Source organism: Bradyrhizobium sp. SZCCHNPS1003 (assembly GCF_032381555.1).
Taxonomy (GTDB): Bacteria; Pseudomonadota; Alphaproteobacteria; order Rhizobiales; family Xanthobacteraceae; genus Bradyrhizobium.
In genome coordinates this window covers 205,951-222,974 of the sequence record NZ_JAUHIU010000009.1, presented here as the reverse complement: position 1 = coordinate 222,974, position 17,024 = coordinate 205,951, and the positions used below count along the sequence as shown (strand labels likewise).

At 65.9% G+C, this 17,024-nt stretch carries 14 protein-coding genes; 7 read left to right on the top strand and 7 right to left on the bottom strand.

Features of this window, described 5'->3' with window-relative positions; all coding sequences use genetic code 11:
- Positions 1-11: 11 nt before the first annotated feature.
- From QX126_RS17210 to QX126_RS17180, 7 genes are all read right to left on the bottom strand, one after another.
- On the bottom strand, positions 12-716 hold the full coding sequence (locus QX126_RS17210) for an ABC transporter ATP-binding protein (protein WP_315740912.1): 705 nt from the start codon (positions 714-716) through the stop codon (positions 12-14).
- On the bottom strand, positions 713-1,504 hold the full coding sequence (locus tag QX126_RS17205) for an ABC transporter ATP-binding protein (protein WP_315740913.1): 792 nt from the start codon (positions 1,502-1,504) through the stop codon (positions 713-715). The genes QX126_RS17210 and QX126_RS17205 overlap by 4 nt, the downstream gene beginning before the upstream one ends.
- Positions 1,501-3,387, bottom strand: a complete 1,887-nt coding sequence (locus QX126_RS17200; protein ID WP_315782492.1) for an ABC transporter permease — start codon at positions 3,385-3,387, stop codon at positions 1,501-1,503. Before QX126_RS17200 ends, QX126_RS17205 begins: the two co-directional genes overlap by 4 nt.
- A gap of 183 nt (positions 3,388-3,570) precedes the next feature.
- On the bottom strand, positions 3,571-4,773 hold the full coding sequence (locus QX126_RS17195; protein ID WP_315740915.1) for an ABC transporter substrate-binding protein: 1,203 nt from the start codon (positions 4,771-4,773) through the stop codon (positions 3,571-3,573).
- A 26-nt stretch (positions 4,774-4,799) separates the two neighbouring features.
- The gene (locus tag QX126_RS17190) at positions 4,800-5,384 is read right to left on the bottom strand and encodes an amino acid synthesis family protein (protein ID WP_315782490.1); all 585 of its coding nucleotides are present in this window, start codon (positions 5,382-5,384) and stop codon (positions 4,800-4,802) included.
- Positions 5,385-5,423: 39 nt separating this feature from the next.
- The gene (locus QX126_RS17185) at positions 5,424-6,311 is read right to left on the bottom strand and encodes a UPF0280 family protein (protein WP_315782488.1); all 888 of its coding nucleotides are present in this window, start codon (positions 6,309-6,311) and stop codon (positions 5,424-5,426) included.
- Positions 6,308-7,759, bottom strand: a complete 1,452-nt coding sequence (locus QX126_RS17180) for a 6-hydroxynicotinate reductase (protein WP_315782486.1) — start codon at positions 7,757-7,759, stop codon at positions 6,308-6,310. The genes QX126_RS17185 and QX126_RS17180 overlap by 4 nt, the downstream gene beginning before the upstream one ends.
- Positions 7,760-8,044: 285 nt before the next feature.
- Between QX126_RS17180 and QX126_RS17175 the strand changes: the two genes are divergently transcribed.
- The 7 genes from QX126_RS17175 (at position 8,045) to QX126_RS17145 (ending at position 16,934) form a co-directional block, all read left to right on the top strand.
- Complete coding sequence (locus QX126_RS17175; protein ID WP_315782484.1) at positions 8,045-8,527, top strand: (2Fe-2S)-binding protein; 483 nt, start codon at positions 8,045-8,047, stop codon at positions 8,525-8,527.
- On the top strand, positions 8,527-12,072 hold the full coding sequence (locus QX126_RS17170; RefSeq protein WP_409999105.1) for a molybdopterin cofactor-binding domain-containing protein: 3,546 nt from the start codon (positions 8,527-8,529) through the stop codon (positions 12,070-12,072). The genes QX126_RS17175 and QX126_RS17170 overlap by 1 nt, the downstream gene beginning before the upstream one ends.
- Positions 12,073-12,225: 153 nt before the next feature.
- Positions 12,226-13,008, top strand: a complete 783-nt coding sequence (locus QX126_RS17165; RefSeq protein ID WP_315740919.1) for an IclR family transcriptional regulator — start codon at positions 12,226-12,228, stop codon at positions 13,006-13,008.
- Positions 13,008-13,883: an ABC transporter permease gene (locus tag QX126_RS17160; protein WP_315758074.1), complete on the top strand. Its 876-nt coding sequence runs from the start codon at positions 13,008-13,010 to the stop codon at positions 13,881-13,883. The genes QX126_RS17165 and QX126_RS17160 overlap by 1 nt, the downstream gene beginning before the upstream one ends.
- An 8-nt stretch (positions 13,884-13,891) precedes the next feature.
- On the top strand, positions 13,892-14,770 hold the full coding sequence (locus tag QX126_RS17155) for an ABC transporter permease (protein ID WP_315776213.1): 879 nt from the start codon (positions 13,892-13,894) through the stop codon (positions 14,768-14,770).
- Positions 14,771-14,784: 14 nt separating this feature from the next.
- Entirely contained in the window at positions 14,785-15,849 is a 1,065-nt protein-coding gene (locus QX126_RS17150) for an extracellular solute-binding protein (RefSeq protein ID WP_315782482.1), read from the top strand.
- Positions 15,846-16,934, top strand: a complete 1,089-nt coding sequence (locus QX126_RS17145; protein ID WP_315782480.1) for an ABC transporter ATP-binding protein — start codon at positions 15,846-15,848, stop codon at positions 16,932-16,934. The genes QX126_RS17150 and QX126_RS17145 overlap by 4 nt, the downstream gene beginning before the upstream one ends.
- Positions 16,935-17,024: the final 90 nt, after the last annotated feature.

Genomic DNA, 17,024 nt, shown 5'->3' with positions numbered 1-17,024 from the left:
CTTTCCTCGCCTCAGATCGACAGATGCGCGTCGCGGATGTCGGGCCGCGCGTCGAGCTCGGCCATGGTGCCGGAGAAGCAGATGCGACCGCGCTCGATGATGTAGGCACGGTCAGAGATCAGCTTCGCGAAATGCAGGTTCTGCTCGGAGACGACCAGCGAGACGCCTTCCTTCTTCATGGTCAGGATCGCATCGACCATCTGCTCCACGATCTTCGGCGACAAGCCTTCCGAGGGCTCATCGAGCAGGACCAGCGACGGATTGCCCATCAGCGTGCGGGCGATGGTCAGCATCTGCTGCTCACCACCGCTCATGCGGCCGCCCGGGCGGCTCTTCATCTCGCCGAGATTGGGAAACAGCTGATACAACTTCTCGCGGGTCCATTGCGGGGCATTGGGCCGCGGCTTCTGGCGCCCGACCTCGAGATTCTCCTCCACCGTCAGCTCGGTGAAGATTCTGCGCTCTTCCGGAACATAGCCGAGGCCGGCGCGAACGATCTCATGGGTCGGCGCGGACGAGATGTCCTTGCCCTCGAACATGATCTGGCCTTCGCGCAGCTCGACCAGGCCGACGATCGAGCGGAAGGTCGTCGATTTGCCGGCGCCGTTGCGCCCGAGCAGTGCCACCACCTCGCCCTCGCCGACCTCGAGGCCGATGTCGAACAGGATATGCGCAGGACCGTAGTGGCTGTTGAGATTGGCGACGGACAGCTTCATGCCGGAGCTCCCTCGCGATGATCGGCATCATACAGCAGGCCTTCGCCGAGATAGATCGCCTGCACCTCGCGATTGGCCCGCACCTCGGCTGGCGATCCCTCGGCAATGAGACTGCCACGATTGAGCACGAGAATGCGGTCCGCATGCTCGAACACCACGTCCATGTCGTGCTCCGTGAAAAGGACGCCGATCGACTGCTCACGCGCGATTCCGGCGGTCAGCCGCATCAACTCGACGCGCTCGCGCGGCGCCATGCCGGCGGTCGGCTCGTCCATGAGCAGCAGCTTCGGCTGGTTGGCGAGCGCGATCGCGAGCTCCAGCCGCTTGAGGTCGCCATAGGCGAGCTCGCCGCAGGGACGCTCGGCATAGCCGGCCATGCCGACGAGATCGAGCAGGCGATCTGCTTCGTCCCGCTCGATGGCAAGCATCGGGCTCCAGAAATCGAACAGGCGGCGATGATGCGAGACCAGCGCGACCTGGATGTTCTCACGCACGGTCATGGTCGGATAGGTCGCGGTAATCTGGAAGGTCCGCCCGACTCCGAGCCGCCAGACCTCGCGCGGCTTGCGCCCCGTGGTCTCCTGCCCCATCACGGTGATGCGGCCGCTGTCCGGCACGTTCTGGCCGTTGAGCATGTCGAAGCAGGTGCTCTTGCCGGCGCCGTTCGGCCCGATCAGCGCGAGGATCTCGCCGGCCTGCAGCGTGAACGACACGTTGCGGACGGCGTGAATGCCGCCATAGGATTTCGACAGGCCTTCGACGGAGAGCAGCGACACGCCGAGACTCATTGTGCGCCCTCCATCTTGGCCGACAGCGCCCCCCCCTTGGGGGCCGCTGCGCGGCGCCGATGCATGACGGTTTCGACCACGCCCACGATGCCTTTCGGGAACACCACCACGATCAGCACGATGAAGATGCCGAGCACGAGCTTCGACCAGTCGGTCTGGCTGACCAGCCAGATGTTGAGCGCCTTGTAGACGATGGCGCCGAAGATCGCGCCGGGCACCGTCTCGACGCCGCCCAGCAGCACCATGACCAGGGCATCGACCGACAGCGAGATGCCCATGTTGTCCGGAAAGACGCTGCCCTTGAGATAGGCGAACAGCGCACCGCCGAGGCCGGCCGTCGTGCCGGCGATGATGAACGCCGTCCACTGGATGCGCTTGCCGTTGATGCCGATCGACTCGCTGCGCAGCGGAGAGTCGCGCATCCCGCGCAAGGCGTAGCCGAACGGCGAGAAGGTGATCAGACGCAGCACGCTGACGACCAACGCGGAGACGCCGAGCGCGAGCCAGTAGAAATGCGACGGCGACGCGGCCCATTTCTCCGGCCAGAGCCCGAGAATGCCGTTGTCACCGCCGGTGACCGCGACCCATTGGAACGCGATCGACCACACGATTTGCGCAAAGGCCAAGGTCAGCATCGCGAAATACACGCCCGAAAGCTGGACGGCGAAGGCGCCGAACACGGCCGCACCAAGCGCGCCGAGCAGCGGCCCCAGCAAGAGGCAGGCGATCATCGGCAGCCCCGCCATCTTCGCGAGGAAGGCGACGCCGTAAGCGCCGAGGCCGAAATAGGCGGCGTGACCGAACGAGGCGAGCCCGCCGACCGCCATCAGGAAATGCAGCGACGCCGCGAAGATCACGAAGATCGCGATCTCGGCGCCGACGGTCAGCGCGTAGTTGCCGGCGATGAAGGGCAGCATCGCCGCCAGCGCCAGCGCGACGAGAGACGCCAGCCGCTCGACCGAGCTCAGCGGACGCCAGGGAATGACGGTGAGACCGGGTGTGCGCCGCGCCGGCGCCTCCTTCTTGCCAAACAGGCCCCAAGGCCGCACGACCAGCACGACGGCCATCACCAGGAACACGAGGATCAGCGAGATCGTGGGGAAGATGAGAATGCCGAAGGCATTGAGCTCCGACACCAGCACGGCGGCGACGAAGGCGCCGAGGATGCTGCCGAGGCCGCCGATCACGACGACCACGAACACCTCGACGATGATGCGCAGATCCATCGCGTGATGGACCGCGTCGCGCGGAATCTGCAGCGCGCCGCCGAGCGCGGCGAGGAAGACGCCGACCGCGAACACCGAGGTGAACAGCCACTTCTGATTGACCCCGAGCGCCGCGACCATGTCGCGGTCCTGCGTCGCCGCGCGCACCAGGATGCCCCAGCGGGTGCGCTGGAACAGCAACCAGAGCACACCGAGCACGATCGGACCGAGCGCGATCAGGAACAGGTCGTAGCTCGGGATGTTCTGACCGAAGAAATCGACCGCACCTTTCAATCCCGGCGCGCGGCGGCCGACCAGATCATCCGGTCCCCAGATCAGCACGACGAGATCCTCGACCATCAGGGTCAAGCCGAAGGTCGCGAGCAACTGGAACAGCTCCGGCGCGTGATAGATCCGGCGCAGCAGCACGACCTCGACGAGCACGCCGATGGCGGCGACCGCGAGCGCCGCCACGACGATGCCGCCCCAGAAGCCGAGCGGACCGGACAGCCTCTCAGTGAGCGAAAAGGCCACATAGGCGCCGAGCATGTAGAACGCGCCATGGGCGAAATTCACGATGCGGGTGACGCCGAAGATGATCGACAGTCCCGACGCCACCAGGAACAGCGAGGCTGCACTGGCAAGGCCGGTCAGGAACTGGACGAAGTAGAAGGCCATGGGCGGTCCGCATGAGGAGATCGTCGAATCGATGAGCCGCATTTGCGCTCGGGCGCTCCTTCAGAGAGCTGACGAGCAAGCGTGGGGTGAGGGATCTCGGCCCGAACCTGTAGATCAGGCGTCGTATTCCCTCACCCCGCCCGCTCTCCCCCTGCGGGAGAGGGAGAAGCAGGATCGTGTGGATCAGTCCTTCGGCCGGAGCTTGCCGACTTCCGCGTCACCAGGCAGATAGTCCGAGCCCTTGCGGTAGACAGTGTCGACCATGATGCCCTTGCCGTCCTTCAGCGCGGTCTTGCCGACGTAAGCGCCGAGCGTCGACTGGTGGTCGATCTTACGGAACGTGATTTCACCGAAGGGCGACGGCACGGACAGTCCCTCGGCCGCGGCGATCAGCTTGTCGGTATCGGTCGAGCCGGCCTTGGCGAGAATGGCGGCCGCCGACTTGATGGTCTGGTAGCCGACGATCGAGCCGAGCCGCGGATAGTCGTTGTACTTGGCCTGATACGCCTTCAGGAACGCGTCGTGCTCGGGCGTCTTGATCGAGTACCAGGGATAGCCGGTGACGATCCAGCCCTCGGGCGTCTCCTCCTTGAGCGGATCCAGATATTCCGGCTCGCCGGTCAGGAAGCTGACGACCTTGCGGTCTTTGAACAGGCCGCGGGTGTTGCCTTCGCGGACCAGCTTCACGAGATCGGCGCCGAAGGTGACGTTGAGGATCGCCTCCGGATTGGCGGCGGCGACGGCCTGCACCACCGGACCGGCGTCGATCTTGCCCTGCGGCGGCCACTGCTCGTCCACCCACTGGATGTCGGGCCGTTTCTCCGACAAGAGCTTCTTGAACACCGCGACGGCCGACTGGCCATATTCGTAGTTCGGCGCAATGGTGGCCCATCGCTTGGCGGGAAGCTTGGCAGCCTCCTCCACCAGCATCGCCGCCTGCATGTAGTTCGACGGACGCAGGCGGAAGGTGTATTTGTTGCCCTTCGCCCAGGTGATGGCGTCGGTCAGCGGCTCGGCCGCCAGGAAGAACACCTTCTTCTGGTTGGCGAAGTCGCTGACGGCGAGGCCAATGTTCGACAGGAACGTACCGGCGAGCATCGCGACGTTCTCGCTCGAGACCAGTTCGTTGGCTGCGGTCTGCGCATCGGCCGGCTTGCCGCTGTCGTCCTTGGAGACGACGACGAGCTTCTTGCCGTTGATGCCGCCGGCTGCATTGACCTCCTCGACCGCAAGCTGCCAGCCCTTGCGATAAGGCTCGGTGAACGCCGGCAGCAGCGAATAGCTGTTGATCTCGCCGATCTTGATGACGTCCTCGGCGCGCGCCGCGCCCGTCAGTCCCGCGACGGCAAGGCCCAGGCCTGCCGCAAGCATCGTTCTCCGTCGCATCCCTTCAGCCTCCATGTTGAGTCGAATTACCGTAGACCGTCTTCGCCCTTGATCTCGGCGACCGTGAGCCCGCCGACGCGCGGCAGCGGACGGCCGCTGTCGGTGACCGCGAGCGCGACCATGATCTCATTGGCGCGCGGCGCGTCGTTGATCTGCACCTCCATGCCGTCGAAATGACTGCGCACGAAGGCCGCATCTTTATGGCCGAGCGGAATGTCGAGCGTGCAGCCGACGCCGCCGCGCTTCTTCGACGAGGGGATCAGCGCCGCGCCCTTGCCGAGCACCTTGCGCACCGGCGCCCCCATCTTCGGATGCAGGATCGCGGCCGCATGCTCCAGCTCGCCGTCGCTGCCGACGGCCGCCGCCTTGCCATAGCTGTGCGCGGCCGGGCCCTCGATGCCGAGCGCGGCAACCGCGCGCTTGGCCAGCATCGCGCCCAGCTCCTCGCCGATCGCGATCAGCGGCGACAGGTCCTCGACATAGCGGCCGGCAAACGGATTCTCGATCACGGCAACCGCCGCCGCGCGCCGCGTCGGCGGCGACACGGTCCGGCCCATCTCCTGATGGACTTCCTCGACCACGGTCACGATCTTTCTGATGACGGCGCTCATCGTCGACCCTTCGTATTCTGGCACATCATGCATCAAACCTCACGCCGCCGCCGCCCGCAACTGCGGCCGACGAACGATCTCGAGCGCGCGCGGACCGACAACGCGAATGTTGCCGCGGAGCTGCAGAACAGCGCCTTCGATCAGACCGGCCGACAGCAGCGACTGCCCACGATGCTCGCCCGCGGCCAGCGCTTCGGCAACCTCGACATCACGGAGCTCTCCGACCTCGCATGTGACGAGGCGGTCACCGAGATCGCTCTCCGGTTGCAGCTCGCACGCAGGTCGGCGAAGCACGGCCGGATGACCCGGAAGGTCGACCGCGTTGCCGATCACCGTCGCAGCCGCATCGGCCTGCGCTGCGCTACGCGCGAGCACCGTCACCGCATCGGCAATGCCCAGTGAGAAGCTGCGACCGTGGCGGCCCGATGTGGCGACACCGCCGATCGCGTCGGCAGCACGAAGCGTCATCCTCCGCATCACGCCCGCGCCGTCGGGACGGTCCATCAGCCCGACGCTGAAGGTGGCGGCATCCCGCAGATGGAGTGCGATGTCACCACCATTGTTGACATAAGCCCGCGTCAGCTTCGCCGCGCCGCACATGGCGCCGAGGATCTCCTCGGCGACGCTCCCGGCAACCGCGGCCATCGGCGTGATGAACATTTCGCGCGCGAACGGCGACACGGCCGCATGCATCCGCCTCGCGACGACACCTTTTAATTGGCATCGATCGTGATCGGCTCCCCTGCGCAGATCGGACAGTTCGGCACACAGCTCGTCCAAGAGACCCGTGAAACGCTCGGCCGCCGCACGATAGGCCGCACCAATATCGCCATCGGCCGCATCTGCGCCGATGATCAGATCGATCGGGCCGTCCTGCAGATGCAGCCGCCGGTCGGGCAACAAGGCGATCTGTGGCCGCCGGCTCATGCGCCCGGCCTCGGCCACGGCAATTGGCGAATGTCCTTGCTGACATCCTTCAGCGAAGCGAGCGGCTGGACGTAGTCCATGTGCCCGCCGAGCGCCGCATAATCCGATAGCCTCAGCGTGAACTCGATCGGCGCGACGATCGCAGGCGTCGGCACATAGCCGAAGGCGCCGGCCGGCATCTGGGTCACGTCGACCATATAGGTGATGCCACCGCCCGGCCAGACATAGACCGGCGCACCGCCGCTCGTCACCCGCGTCAGCGTATCCTTGACCGAACGCGTCAGCCGCACCGGATTGTCGGTGACGCCAGCGCGCAGCGAGCCGCCGGCACCGGCCATGAACAGCACGGTGCACAGCGCCGGCTCGCAGTTCTCCTGGATGCGCTCGACCGAGAACTGCAGCTCCGGCGGCATCTCGCGCTGCACCGGCCTGAGCGTCTCGTCGAGCACGTAGTATCCGGCATGCTCGCCCGTCGTGGACACCATCAGCAGCGTCGTTCCCGGCTTCGCCGTCTTCGGATCGAACGGCCCGAGGATCGACAGCGGATCGGAGATGTCGGTGCCGCCCCAGCCGGTTCCGGGCTGCGCCACCTGGAAGTAGCGGCCCGGCGTCGAGCGGCGTCCCTTCATCTTGATGCCGGTCGCAGGAATGTCGAGCAGCTTGCCGGCCTGGTGCTCCGACAGAACGCCGGTGATGTGATCATCAACCACGACGACCTCGTCGACCTTGCCCTGCCATTGCTTGGCGAACATGCCGATCGTGGCCGAGCCGCAGCCGACGCGCATGCGCTCTTCCTTGACGCCGTTGACGATCGGGGACTGCCCCGCCTGCACGATCACGCTGGAGCCCCCGTCGACCACGAGTTCCACGGCTTTGCGGTTGCTGAGGTCCATCAGCGCGTCACAGGTGACACGCCCCTCCTTCTTGGAGCCGCCGGTGAGATGATGCACGCCGCCGAGCGACAGCATCTGCGAGCCGTATTCGCTGGTCGTGACGTGACCGACCGCCTCGCCGTCGACGCGCACCGTCGCCGCTTCCGGTCCGAGATAGCGGTCGGTGTCGATCTTCACCTTGACGCCGCAATAGCTGAAGATGCCCTCGGTCACGACCGTGACCATGTCGACGCCATCGACCACCGACGACACAATGAACGGCGCCGGCTTGTAGTCCGGATAGGTGGTGCCGGCGCCGATCGCGGTAACGAACAGCTCGGGCTGATGCACGATCTTGCCGTCCCAGTCGCCGCTCGCCTGGAACGGCACCAGCTTGCCGCCATGCGACACCGTGCGCTCCAGCAGGATATGCGGATCGACGCGCACCAGCACACCGTCCTGATTGGCATAACGGTCGCAGGCACCTGCCGCGCCCGGCTTGATGTAGCACATCACCGGACAGGCATCGCAGCGGATCTTGTCCGCGGCACCGTCGCTCGCCGTTTCGGTCACCATGCAGAGAAGCCTATCTTGAAGCGGAGCTGGCGGCAAACGTCCACACGCCGCGGCAATTCGTTCGTACACGAATGATGTCGCGCCCCTCCGCCGGCTGTCAAGCGCCACCGCGAACGAAAAGCACGATTGCCGGATAAACGATCAGTTTGCCCTGCACAATGACGACAAATCGTGCATACGCTGCAGCGCAAAACGTGGCACTTGCATGTTAGTACACAAACGATACGCTCGGAGCGATCGCCATCGCATCCTCGTTAACGATAGCATAGCGGACGACAGAAGGGCATGACGCCAGCAACGATTCGGCTGACCGTGAACGGACGGGCGCACGACGTCGCCGCCGCGCCCGGCACGCCCCTGCTTCATGTGCTGCGCAACGACCTCGCCCTGAACGGTCCGAAATACGGCTGCGGCCTGGGGGAATGCGGCGCCTGCACCGTGCTGATCGACGGCCGCGCCGCCCGCTCCTGCGTCATTCCGGTGGAAGGCTGCATCGGCCGCGATGTCACCACGCTGGAAGGGCTGGGCTCGTGCGAGGCGCCCGATCCGGTGCAACAGGCCTTCATCGCCGAGCAGGCTGCGCAATGCGGCTATTGTCTCAACGGCATGATCATGACGACCAAGGCGCTGCTGGCGATCAAGCCCAATCCGTCACGCGACGAGATCAAGCAGGCGCTGCGCTACAATCTCTGCCGCTGCGGCGCCCATGTCGAGATCCTCCGCGCGGCGATGCGGGCGGCCGGCCACACGCTCGAGGCGCTGGACTGATGAACGATCGCCTCACCAAGGACGAAGACATGCCTCGCGGCTGGCTGGTCGTCGAGCGTCCCATGGCCGGCAACAATGGCCGGTTCGAAACCTTCATCCGGATCACGGCGGCAGGCGAGGTCTCGGCCTTCAACGGCCATGTCGATCTCGGCACCGGCATCCGCACCGCGCTGGGACAGATCGTTGCAGAAGAGCTCGACGTCTCCTTCGCCCGCGTCGTGGTCGTGCTCGGTGACACCGCGGTCGTGCCGAACCAGGGCGCGACCATCGCCAGCGAGACAATTCAGATCACCGCCGTGCCCCTGCGCAAGGCGGCGGCGCAGGCGCGCGCCTTCCTCTTGGCGCGAGCGGCCACGCAGCTCGGCCTCGACGTTCAGGATTTGACGGTCGAGGACGGGCTGATCCGCGGGCCCAACAACCGCGTCCTCAGCTATGGCGAACTGATCGGCGATGAGACGATCAGCCTCGCGCTCGCCGACGATATCATCGTCAAGTCGGTGAACGACTATCAGGTCGTCGGCCGCTCGGTGCCGCGCGTCGATCTGCCGGCGAAGGCGACCGGCGAGCTCACCTACGTACATGACGTGCGCGTGCCCGGCATGCTGCACGGCCGCGTCGTGCGCCCACCCTATGCCGGCGTCGATGCCGGACCGTTCATCGGCACCAGCCTGCTTGACGTCGACAGAGACTCGGTGCGCGGCGTCCCGGGCCTGATCGACGTCGTCGTCATCGGCGACTTCATCGGCGTCGTCGCCGAGCGCGAGGAGAACGCGATCCTGGCCGCCGAGCGCCTCGAGGTGAATTGGAAGCCGGTGCCGACCTTGCGCGATCTCGACGATGTCGAGAACGCGCTGCGGGCCAATCCGTCCGAGCCGCGACGGCTGCTCGACAAGGGCAATGTCGATGCCGCCATCGCCGGCGCCGCCAAGCCGATGCGGCGGACTTATCTCTGGCCTTATCAGATGCACGGCTCGATCGGTCCGTCCTGCGCTGTCGCCGACTATCGCGACGGGCAGATCCGCATTTATTCCGGCACGCAGAATCCGCACATCCTGCGCGGCGATCTCGCCATGCTGATCGACTGTCCAGAGGATCACATCGAGCTGGTCCGGCTGGAGGCCGCCGGCTGCTATGGCCGCAACTGCGCCGACGATGTCACGGCCGATGCGCTGCTGCTGTCGCGTGCGGTCGGCCGCCCGGTGCGCGTGCAGCTGACGCGCGAGCAAGAGCATCTGTGGGAGCCCAAAGGCACCGCGCAGCTGATGGACGTCAATGGCGGCCTCAATGCCGACGGTTCGGTTGCGGCCTATGAATTCGCCACGCGCTATCCCTCGAACGGCGCGCCGACGCTGGCCTTGCTGCTCACCGGCCGCATCGCGCCGGAGCCCGCCGTGTTCGAGATGGGCGACCGCACCGCCATTCCGCCTTATGATTACGACCATATGCGCATCACAGCGCATGACATGCCGCCGATCGTGCGCGCCTCCTGGATCCGCGGCGTCTCGGCGCTGCCCAATACCTTCGCGCACGAGTCCTATATCGACGAGCTCGCTGCGGAGGCCGGCGTCGACCCGATCGAATACCGGCTGCGCTATCTGAAAGACGAGCGCGCGCGTGATCTCGTGAACGCCGTGGCCGAACGCGCCGGCTGGACGCCGCGCCCCGTGCGGGAAGAGAAGACGCCCGAGAACGGCGTCGTCCATGGCCGCGGCTTCGCCTACGCGCTCTACGTCCACAGCAAGTTTCCCGGCTACGGCGCGGCATGGTCGGCCTGGATCGCCGATGTCGCCGTGAATACGACGACCGGCGATGTCAGCGTCACGCGGGTGATCGCAGGCCAGGACTCCGGCCTGATGATCAATCCGGACGGGGTACGCCACCAGATCGAAGGCAACGTCATCCAATCCACCAGCCGGGCGCTGATGGAGGAGATTCCCTTCACGCGCGGCAAGGTCGCGGCGCGGGAATGGGGCGCCTATCCGATCATCACCTTCCCCGACGTGCCTGAGATCGACGTGCTGATGCTGCCGCGACCGGATCAGCCGCCGCTCGGCGTCGGCGAGTCCGCGTCCGTGCCAAGCGCCGCCGCGATCGCCAATGCGATCTACGACGCCACCGGCGTCCGCTTCCGCGAGCCGCCATTCACGCCGGAGCGCATCCTGAAAGGACTGCGCGGCGAACGGGTGGAGACGCCGGCGCCGCAGTCGCTGCCCGCCCCCGAAAGACCGGCGACCACGTGGCTCAAGCCCTTTGCCAAGCGGGGCGGCGTGATCGCCACCGCCGTCGCGGCCTGCGCCGCGGCGATCGGCGTCGCCGCCGCCGTGCTGCCCTGGCGCGCCATCGCGCCGATCACCCGCCCCGATCCCTCGGTCTATTCCGCTGCGACGATCGCGCGCGGGGAGGCGCTCGCGGCACTCGGCAATTGCGCGGTCTGCCATACCGCGGATGGCGGCCTGATCAATGCCGGCGGCCGCGCACTGGAGACGCCGTTCGGCACGCTGTTCAGCACCAATATCACGCCCGACGTCGAGACCGGGATCGGCGCCTGGTCCTATCCCGCCTTCGAGCGCGCGATGCGCGAGGGCGTGCATCGCGACGGCCGGCAGCTCTATCCGGCGTTCCCCTACACGCATTTCGCACGAACCGATGATGCCGACCTGCAGGCGCTGTACGCCTACCTGATGGCACAGGCACCGGTCCGACAGCAGGCGCCGGACAACGCGCTGCGCTTCCCGTTCAACCTGCGGCCGCTGGTCGCCGGGTGGAATGCACTGTTTCACGACACGCAGCCGTTCAGGCGTGATCCAACACGATCAGAGCAGTGGAATCGCGGCTTCTATCTCGTCGAAAGCCTCGGCCATTGCAGCGCCTGTCACTCGCCGCGCAACGCGCTCGGCGCCGAGCAACGCAACGCATATCTCGCTGGCGGCTTCGCCGATGGCTGGGAAGCCCCAGCGCTGACCTCGCTCTCGAGTGCCCCGATCCCGTGGACCGAGGACGAGCTCTACACTTATCTCCGCTCCGGTCAGTCGCGCTTCCATGGCGTGGCCGCCGGTCCGATGGCACCGATCGTCAAGGATCTCGCGACGCTGCCCGATGCCGACATTCGGACCATGGCGATCTATCTCGCCTCGTTCCAGACGCCCTCGCCCGCGGCAGCGAAGCTGGAGGCGATGGCCGCGGAGTTGGAAGCGCGCACCAAGGTGACCTCGACGCCGTCTCCGGCGGCACGGCTCTATCTCGGCGCCTGCGCGGTCTGTCACGAGGTCGGCGGCCTGCCATTGTTCGGCAGCCGGCCTTCGCTGGCGCTGAACAGCAACCTGCACAGCGCCACACCCGACAATCTGATCCAGGTGATCCTGCACGGGATCATGAAGCCGGCCTCGTCCGACCTCGGCTACATGCCGGCGTTCAAGGAGCATCTCAGCGACGTCCAGCTCGCCGAACTCGTCGCCTATCTCCGTCAGCAATTTGCCCCGGACAAGCCGGCCTGGACGGGCGTCGACGCCGCCGTCGGTCGCATCAGGTCCGCCGTGGCGCAGTGAGGCCGAGCATGCTCCTTCAGCGCCCGGCGCCCCGACCACCACCCTGACGCGCATTCGGGCACCTCCTTGCCAGTAATTTCGCCTTGCGGCAGTCGCCCTGCCGCTTCTAGAATTTGAGACTATGTTCCAAAAAATGGAACAAACGGTATCATCATGAGCGCCCTGACCAACGCCATCGACATCCTGCGCTGCTTTTCGACCGCGCGACCCGACCTCTCCTTTGCCGACGTCCAGGTCCTGACCGGTAAGCCGAAAAGCTCGACCTCACGTCTGCTCCGCTCGCTGCGCGATTGCGGCCTGCTCGAGCAGGACCCGCATAGCCGACGCTACCGCCCGGGCCTGCTGACCTTCGAGCTCGGGCGGCTTCACCGTGCCCATGACGACCTGATCGCCACCGCCGAGGGCGAACTGCGTGATGTCTGCGCGCGCACTGGCCACACCGGCTACATCGCCGTGCTCGACGGCTATCAGCAGGTGGTGCTGCGGATCGTGCCCGGCTCCAATCCGCTGCGCGTCGTCAACCCGCCCGGCCAGCGCACGCCGGCAATCATCACCTCGAACGGCCGCGCCATGCTGGCGCGTCTGTCAGACCAGGAGATCCGGGCGCGCGTGCCGCTCGACTACCCGAAGGTCCCAGCCAACTCGCCGCAGAACTTCACCGAGCTGATGGCGCGGCTGAACGAGATCCGCCGGACCGGCATCTCGGACGCCGCCGACGAGGCCATCGAGGGCGTCGGCTCGCAGGGCTTTGCGCTGGCGAGCGGCGAGAGCGGTGAGCTGATCGGCATCGCCGTCTCCTATTCGGTGCAGGCGACCACCGAGATCGAGCGCGCCAACGTCCGCCGCGAGCTCGGCGCGATGGCCGCCAAGCTGCGGCGCATGACCGGCGATCCGCTCGGCCAGACCATCGAGCAACTGGCCGGACTGGCCTCCTGATGACGAGCAGCAGCGCGCCGCGCGTCAACAGCATGGCGCTGTTGATCCTGCCGAGCGCGTTGCTGTTCGCGCTGTTCTTCTTCCTGCCGATCGGATTGATGGCGCTGATGAGCGTCCTGACCGGCAACCCCGTGGTCATGCCGAACGTCGCCCTCACCGCCAAACACTATGCCCGCATGGGCGATGACGGCTACTATCTCGAGGTGATCTGGACCACGATCCGGATCGGCCTCTGGACGACCCTGGCCGCGCTCGTGATCGGCTACCCGCTCGCGCATTGGATGGCGCGGATCAAGAGCCGCACCGGCCATGCGCTGCTGCTGATGGCCGTGCTGGCGCCGATGCTGACCGGCATCGTGGTGCGCACCTTCGCCTGGATGACGCTGCTGTCCGACAAGGGTGTCATCAACCAGATCCTGACCGCGCTCGGGCTGATCACCAGGCCGTTGCAGCTGATGTACAATGAGACCGGCATCATCATCGGCCTCGTCCACATCTATGTGCCTTTCATGGTGCTGACGTTGACTGGCGTGATCGGCCGCATCGACGAACGGCTGGAGCAGGCGGCGGAGAATCTCGGCGCCAGCCCGTGGCGCGCTTTTCTCGAAATCACCCTGCCGCTCAGCCTGCCCGGCATCCTCGCCGGTTCGCTGCTCGTCTTCGCGCTCGCGATCAGCGCCTACGTCACGCCGATCCTGCTCGGCGGCTTCCAGATCATGACCCTGCCGATCCTGATCTACCAGCAGATCTCCGCGAACTTCAACGTCGGATTCGCGGCTGCGCTCGGCATGGTGCTGCTCATCATTTCGCTCTCGCTCGTTGTCGCGTATAATCACGTGCTCGGCCTCGTTTCGGGCCAGCGCGAGCTGCAATGAGGGCCAATATGACGAGCCTTGCTCCAGGATCGCGGCCGCCGCTTGCTGCGCCGATCGATCTGGCGGCCACACCTGCCCTTCGCAGCAAGACGCGGCCGCTCCGGTGGGGTCGCAGGCTCTATCTCACCGCCAATACCGGCATCCTCGCCTTCCTGCTGACGCCGATCGCGATCGTGATCGTGTTCGCGCTGAACCCCACGCCTTTCATCCAGTTTCCGCCGGTCGGCGTCTCCTTGCGCTGGTTCGAGAAGTTCTTCGCCTCGCGCGACTTCATGCACGCGCTGCTCTTCAGCATCGAAGTTGCGGCCATGACCACGGTCGCGGCCACCGTGCTTGGCGCGTCGGCCGCGCTGGCGATCGCCCGCGGCAACCTGCCAGGCTCTCGGCTGATCGTGGCGACCATGCTGTCGCCGCTGATGCTGCCCGCGATCCTGACCGGTCTTGCATTGTTCCAGTCCTACGTGCTGCTCGATGTCGGGCGTCCCTTGTGGGGCCTCGTCGCGGGCCATACGCTCGTGACGATTCCCTACGTCGTGCGCACCACGCTCGCGGTGTTGCATAATTTCGATGTCAGGCTGGAGGAAGCCGCGCAAAATCTCGGCGCCAGCCCCACCCGGGCCTTCTTCGAGATCACTCTGCCGCTGGTGAAGCCCGGCGTTCTGGCAGGCGCGATCTTTGCTTTCATCGTCTCGTTCGACCAGTTTCCGGTGTCGCTGTTCCTGGTCGCGCCGGGTAGCGAGACCTTGCCGATCACGCTGTTCAACTATCTGAAGTTCGATCTCGACGGCACCATCGGCGCGGCCTCGGTGGTCTCGATCCTGCTCGCCTTCATCGTCGTCATCGCGCTCGACCGCACCGTAGGTCTTCGCTCCTACGTCAAACTCTAAGGGAGATCCCGGACATGACCGCCTCATCGCGTCGTTTTCCTCTGAGCCGCCGCCGCCTGCTGACCGCGGCTGCGTCGCTCGGCGCCGGCGTTGTCGCTGCTCCCTATGTCGCGCGTGCGGATGAGCCCGTTCTCAACGTCACCGGCTGGGGTGGCAAATGGGGTGACGTGATGAAGGCCGAGATCGGCCCGGCCTTCGAGAGCGAGTTCAAGTGCAAGCTCAAGACCGACACCGCGCTGCCGTTCCTGCCAAAACTGCAGGCGAGCTCACGCTCGGCCCCGGTCTACGACGTGCTGCACACCAACTCCAACGAGCAGTGGGCGGCCGTGGAGATGGGTCTCGTCGAGCCCAAGGTCGACCCCAAGCTGGTTCCGAACGTTGCCGACGTCTACCCTTACGCCGTCAGCGACAAGATCGTCGGCGTCTGCATCTTCACCAGCGCCATCGGTCTCGGCATGCGCACCGACAAGGGCTATGGGAGCGTCACGTCGTGGAAAGACTACTGGGATGCGAAATTCAATGGCGCGCGCGGCGGCTATGTGATCCCAGCCAATAGCCTGGGACAGGCGTTCGTGATGATGTGCGGCGCGCTGTATGGCAAGGGCCAGACCGACCTCGACGCCGCCTATGGAGCGCTGGAGAAGCTGAAGCCGATCAAGCTGGTCGACTTCACCGGCGCGATGGAGAAGCTGATCCTGTCCGGTGAGGTCGGCCTCGGCATCCTGCATGATTCCGGCATCTATCGTTACGACGGTCAGAACCAGCCGGTCGACTTCGTCACGCCGAACGAGGGCGTGCTGTCGCTCGAGCAAGTGCTGAGCATCACGCCCGGCAGCAAGGTGAAGGAGCTCGCCAACGCCTATATCAACTACATGCTGCGCCCCGAGGTCCAAAAGCGCCTCGCCGAGACGGTGTGGTATTCGCCGGCCAACAAGAAGGTCAAGCTCGACGCCAAGTATGACGCCAAGCTGCTGACGACGCCGGAGAAGGTCAGCAAGCTGATCCAGGTCGACTGGAAGTGGTACAATGCACGAAAAGACGAGATCGACAGCCGGGTCAACCGGATCTTCCGCGCATGAGCGCTGCCATCGAGATCGCCGCGGTCAGCAAGATCTATGACGGCGGCGTACGCGCACTCGATGCGGTTGCCGTGAACATCAGGCCTGGCGAGTTCTTTTCGCTGCTCGGCCCGTCCGGCTGCGGCAAGACCACCACCCTGCGCATGATCGCCGGCTTCGACAGCCCAAGCGCCGGCGAGATCCGCCTCGACGGCGCCGACATCACCCATGTGCCGGCGCACAAGCGCGACATGGCGATGGTGTTCCAGAACTACGCCCTGTTTCCGCACCGGACCGTGGCCGAGAACGTCGCCTTCGGCCTGCGCATGCGCAAGATCGACAAGGCGACGATTGCCGCGAAGGTGAAGGCAGCGCTGGCGATGGTTGAACTCGGAGGCCTGGAGAACCGCAGGCCGGCGCAACTGTCCGGCGGACAGCAGCAGCGCGTCGCGCTCGCCCGCGCCATCGTCATCTCGCCGCGCGTGCTGCTCTGCGACGAGCCGCTCGGCGCGCTCGACAAGAAACTGCGCCAGCAGATGCAGTTCGAACTCAAGCAGCTGCAGAAGACGCTCGGCCTCACCCTCGTGTTCGTCACCCACGACCAGGAAGAGGCGCTGGCCATGTCGGACCGTATCGCGGTCATGAACGCCGGCCGCATCGAGCAGATCGGTACCCCGGTCGAGATCTACGATCAGCCGCGAACGCGTTTCGTCGCGGATTTCATCGGCGACACCAACATTTTTCGCGGCCAGCGCGTGACCTTGGACAATGGCGTCGGCATAGCCGCCGGCAACGGTCTGGTGCTGGCCCTGGCGGACACGGTCGCAGCAGCCGAGGGCGAGGTTCTGTCGGTCGCGCTGCGGCCGGAGAAGATATCGGTGTCGCCAGCCGAGGTGGCCGATGCCAAGCGGACGGGCATGTCCGTGCGCGGCACCGTCGAGAGCACCAATTTCCTCGGCGGCGCGGTGCTGTACCGCATCGCCCTGGAGAGCGGACAGCACGTGCTGGCGCAACAGCCGAATTCCGGGGCTGGTCCGCTCCACGCGCCGGGTCAAACGGTCACGCTCGACTGGCGTCCGGCCGATCTCGTCATTCTCGAGGATTGATATTGTGAACGTTAAATTCTTATTCCCGCAGCAGTACCGTGCGCCGCAGTCACAGAGCACCGTCGAGGAGCTCGTGCCGTGAGCGCGGCC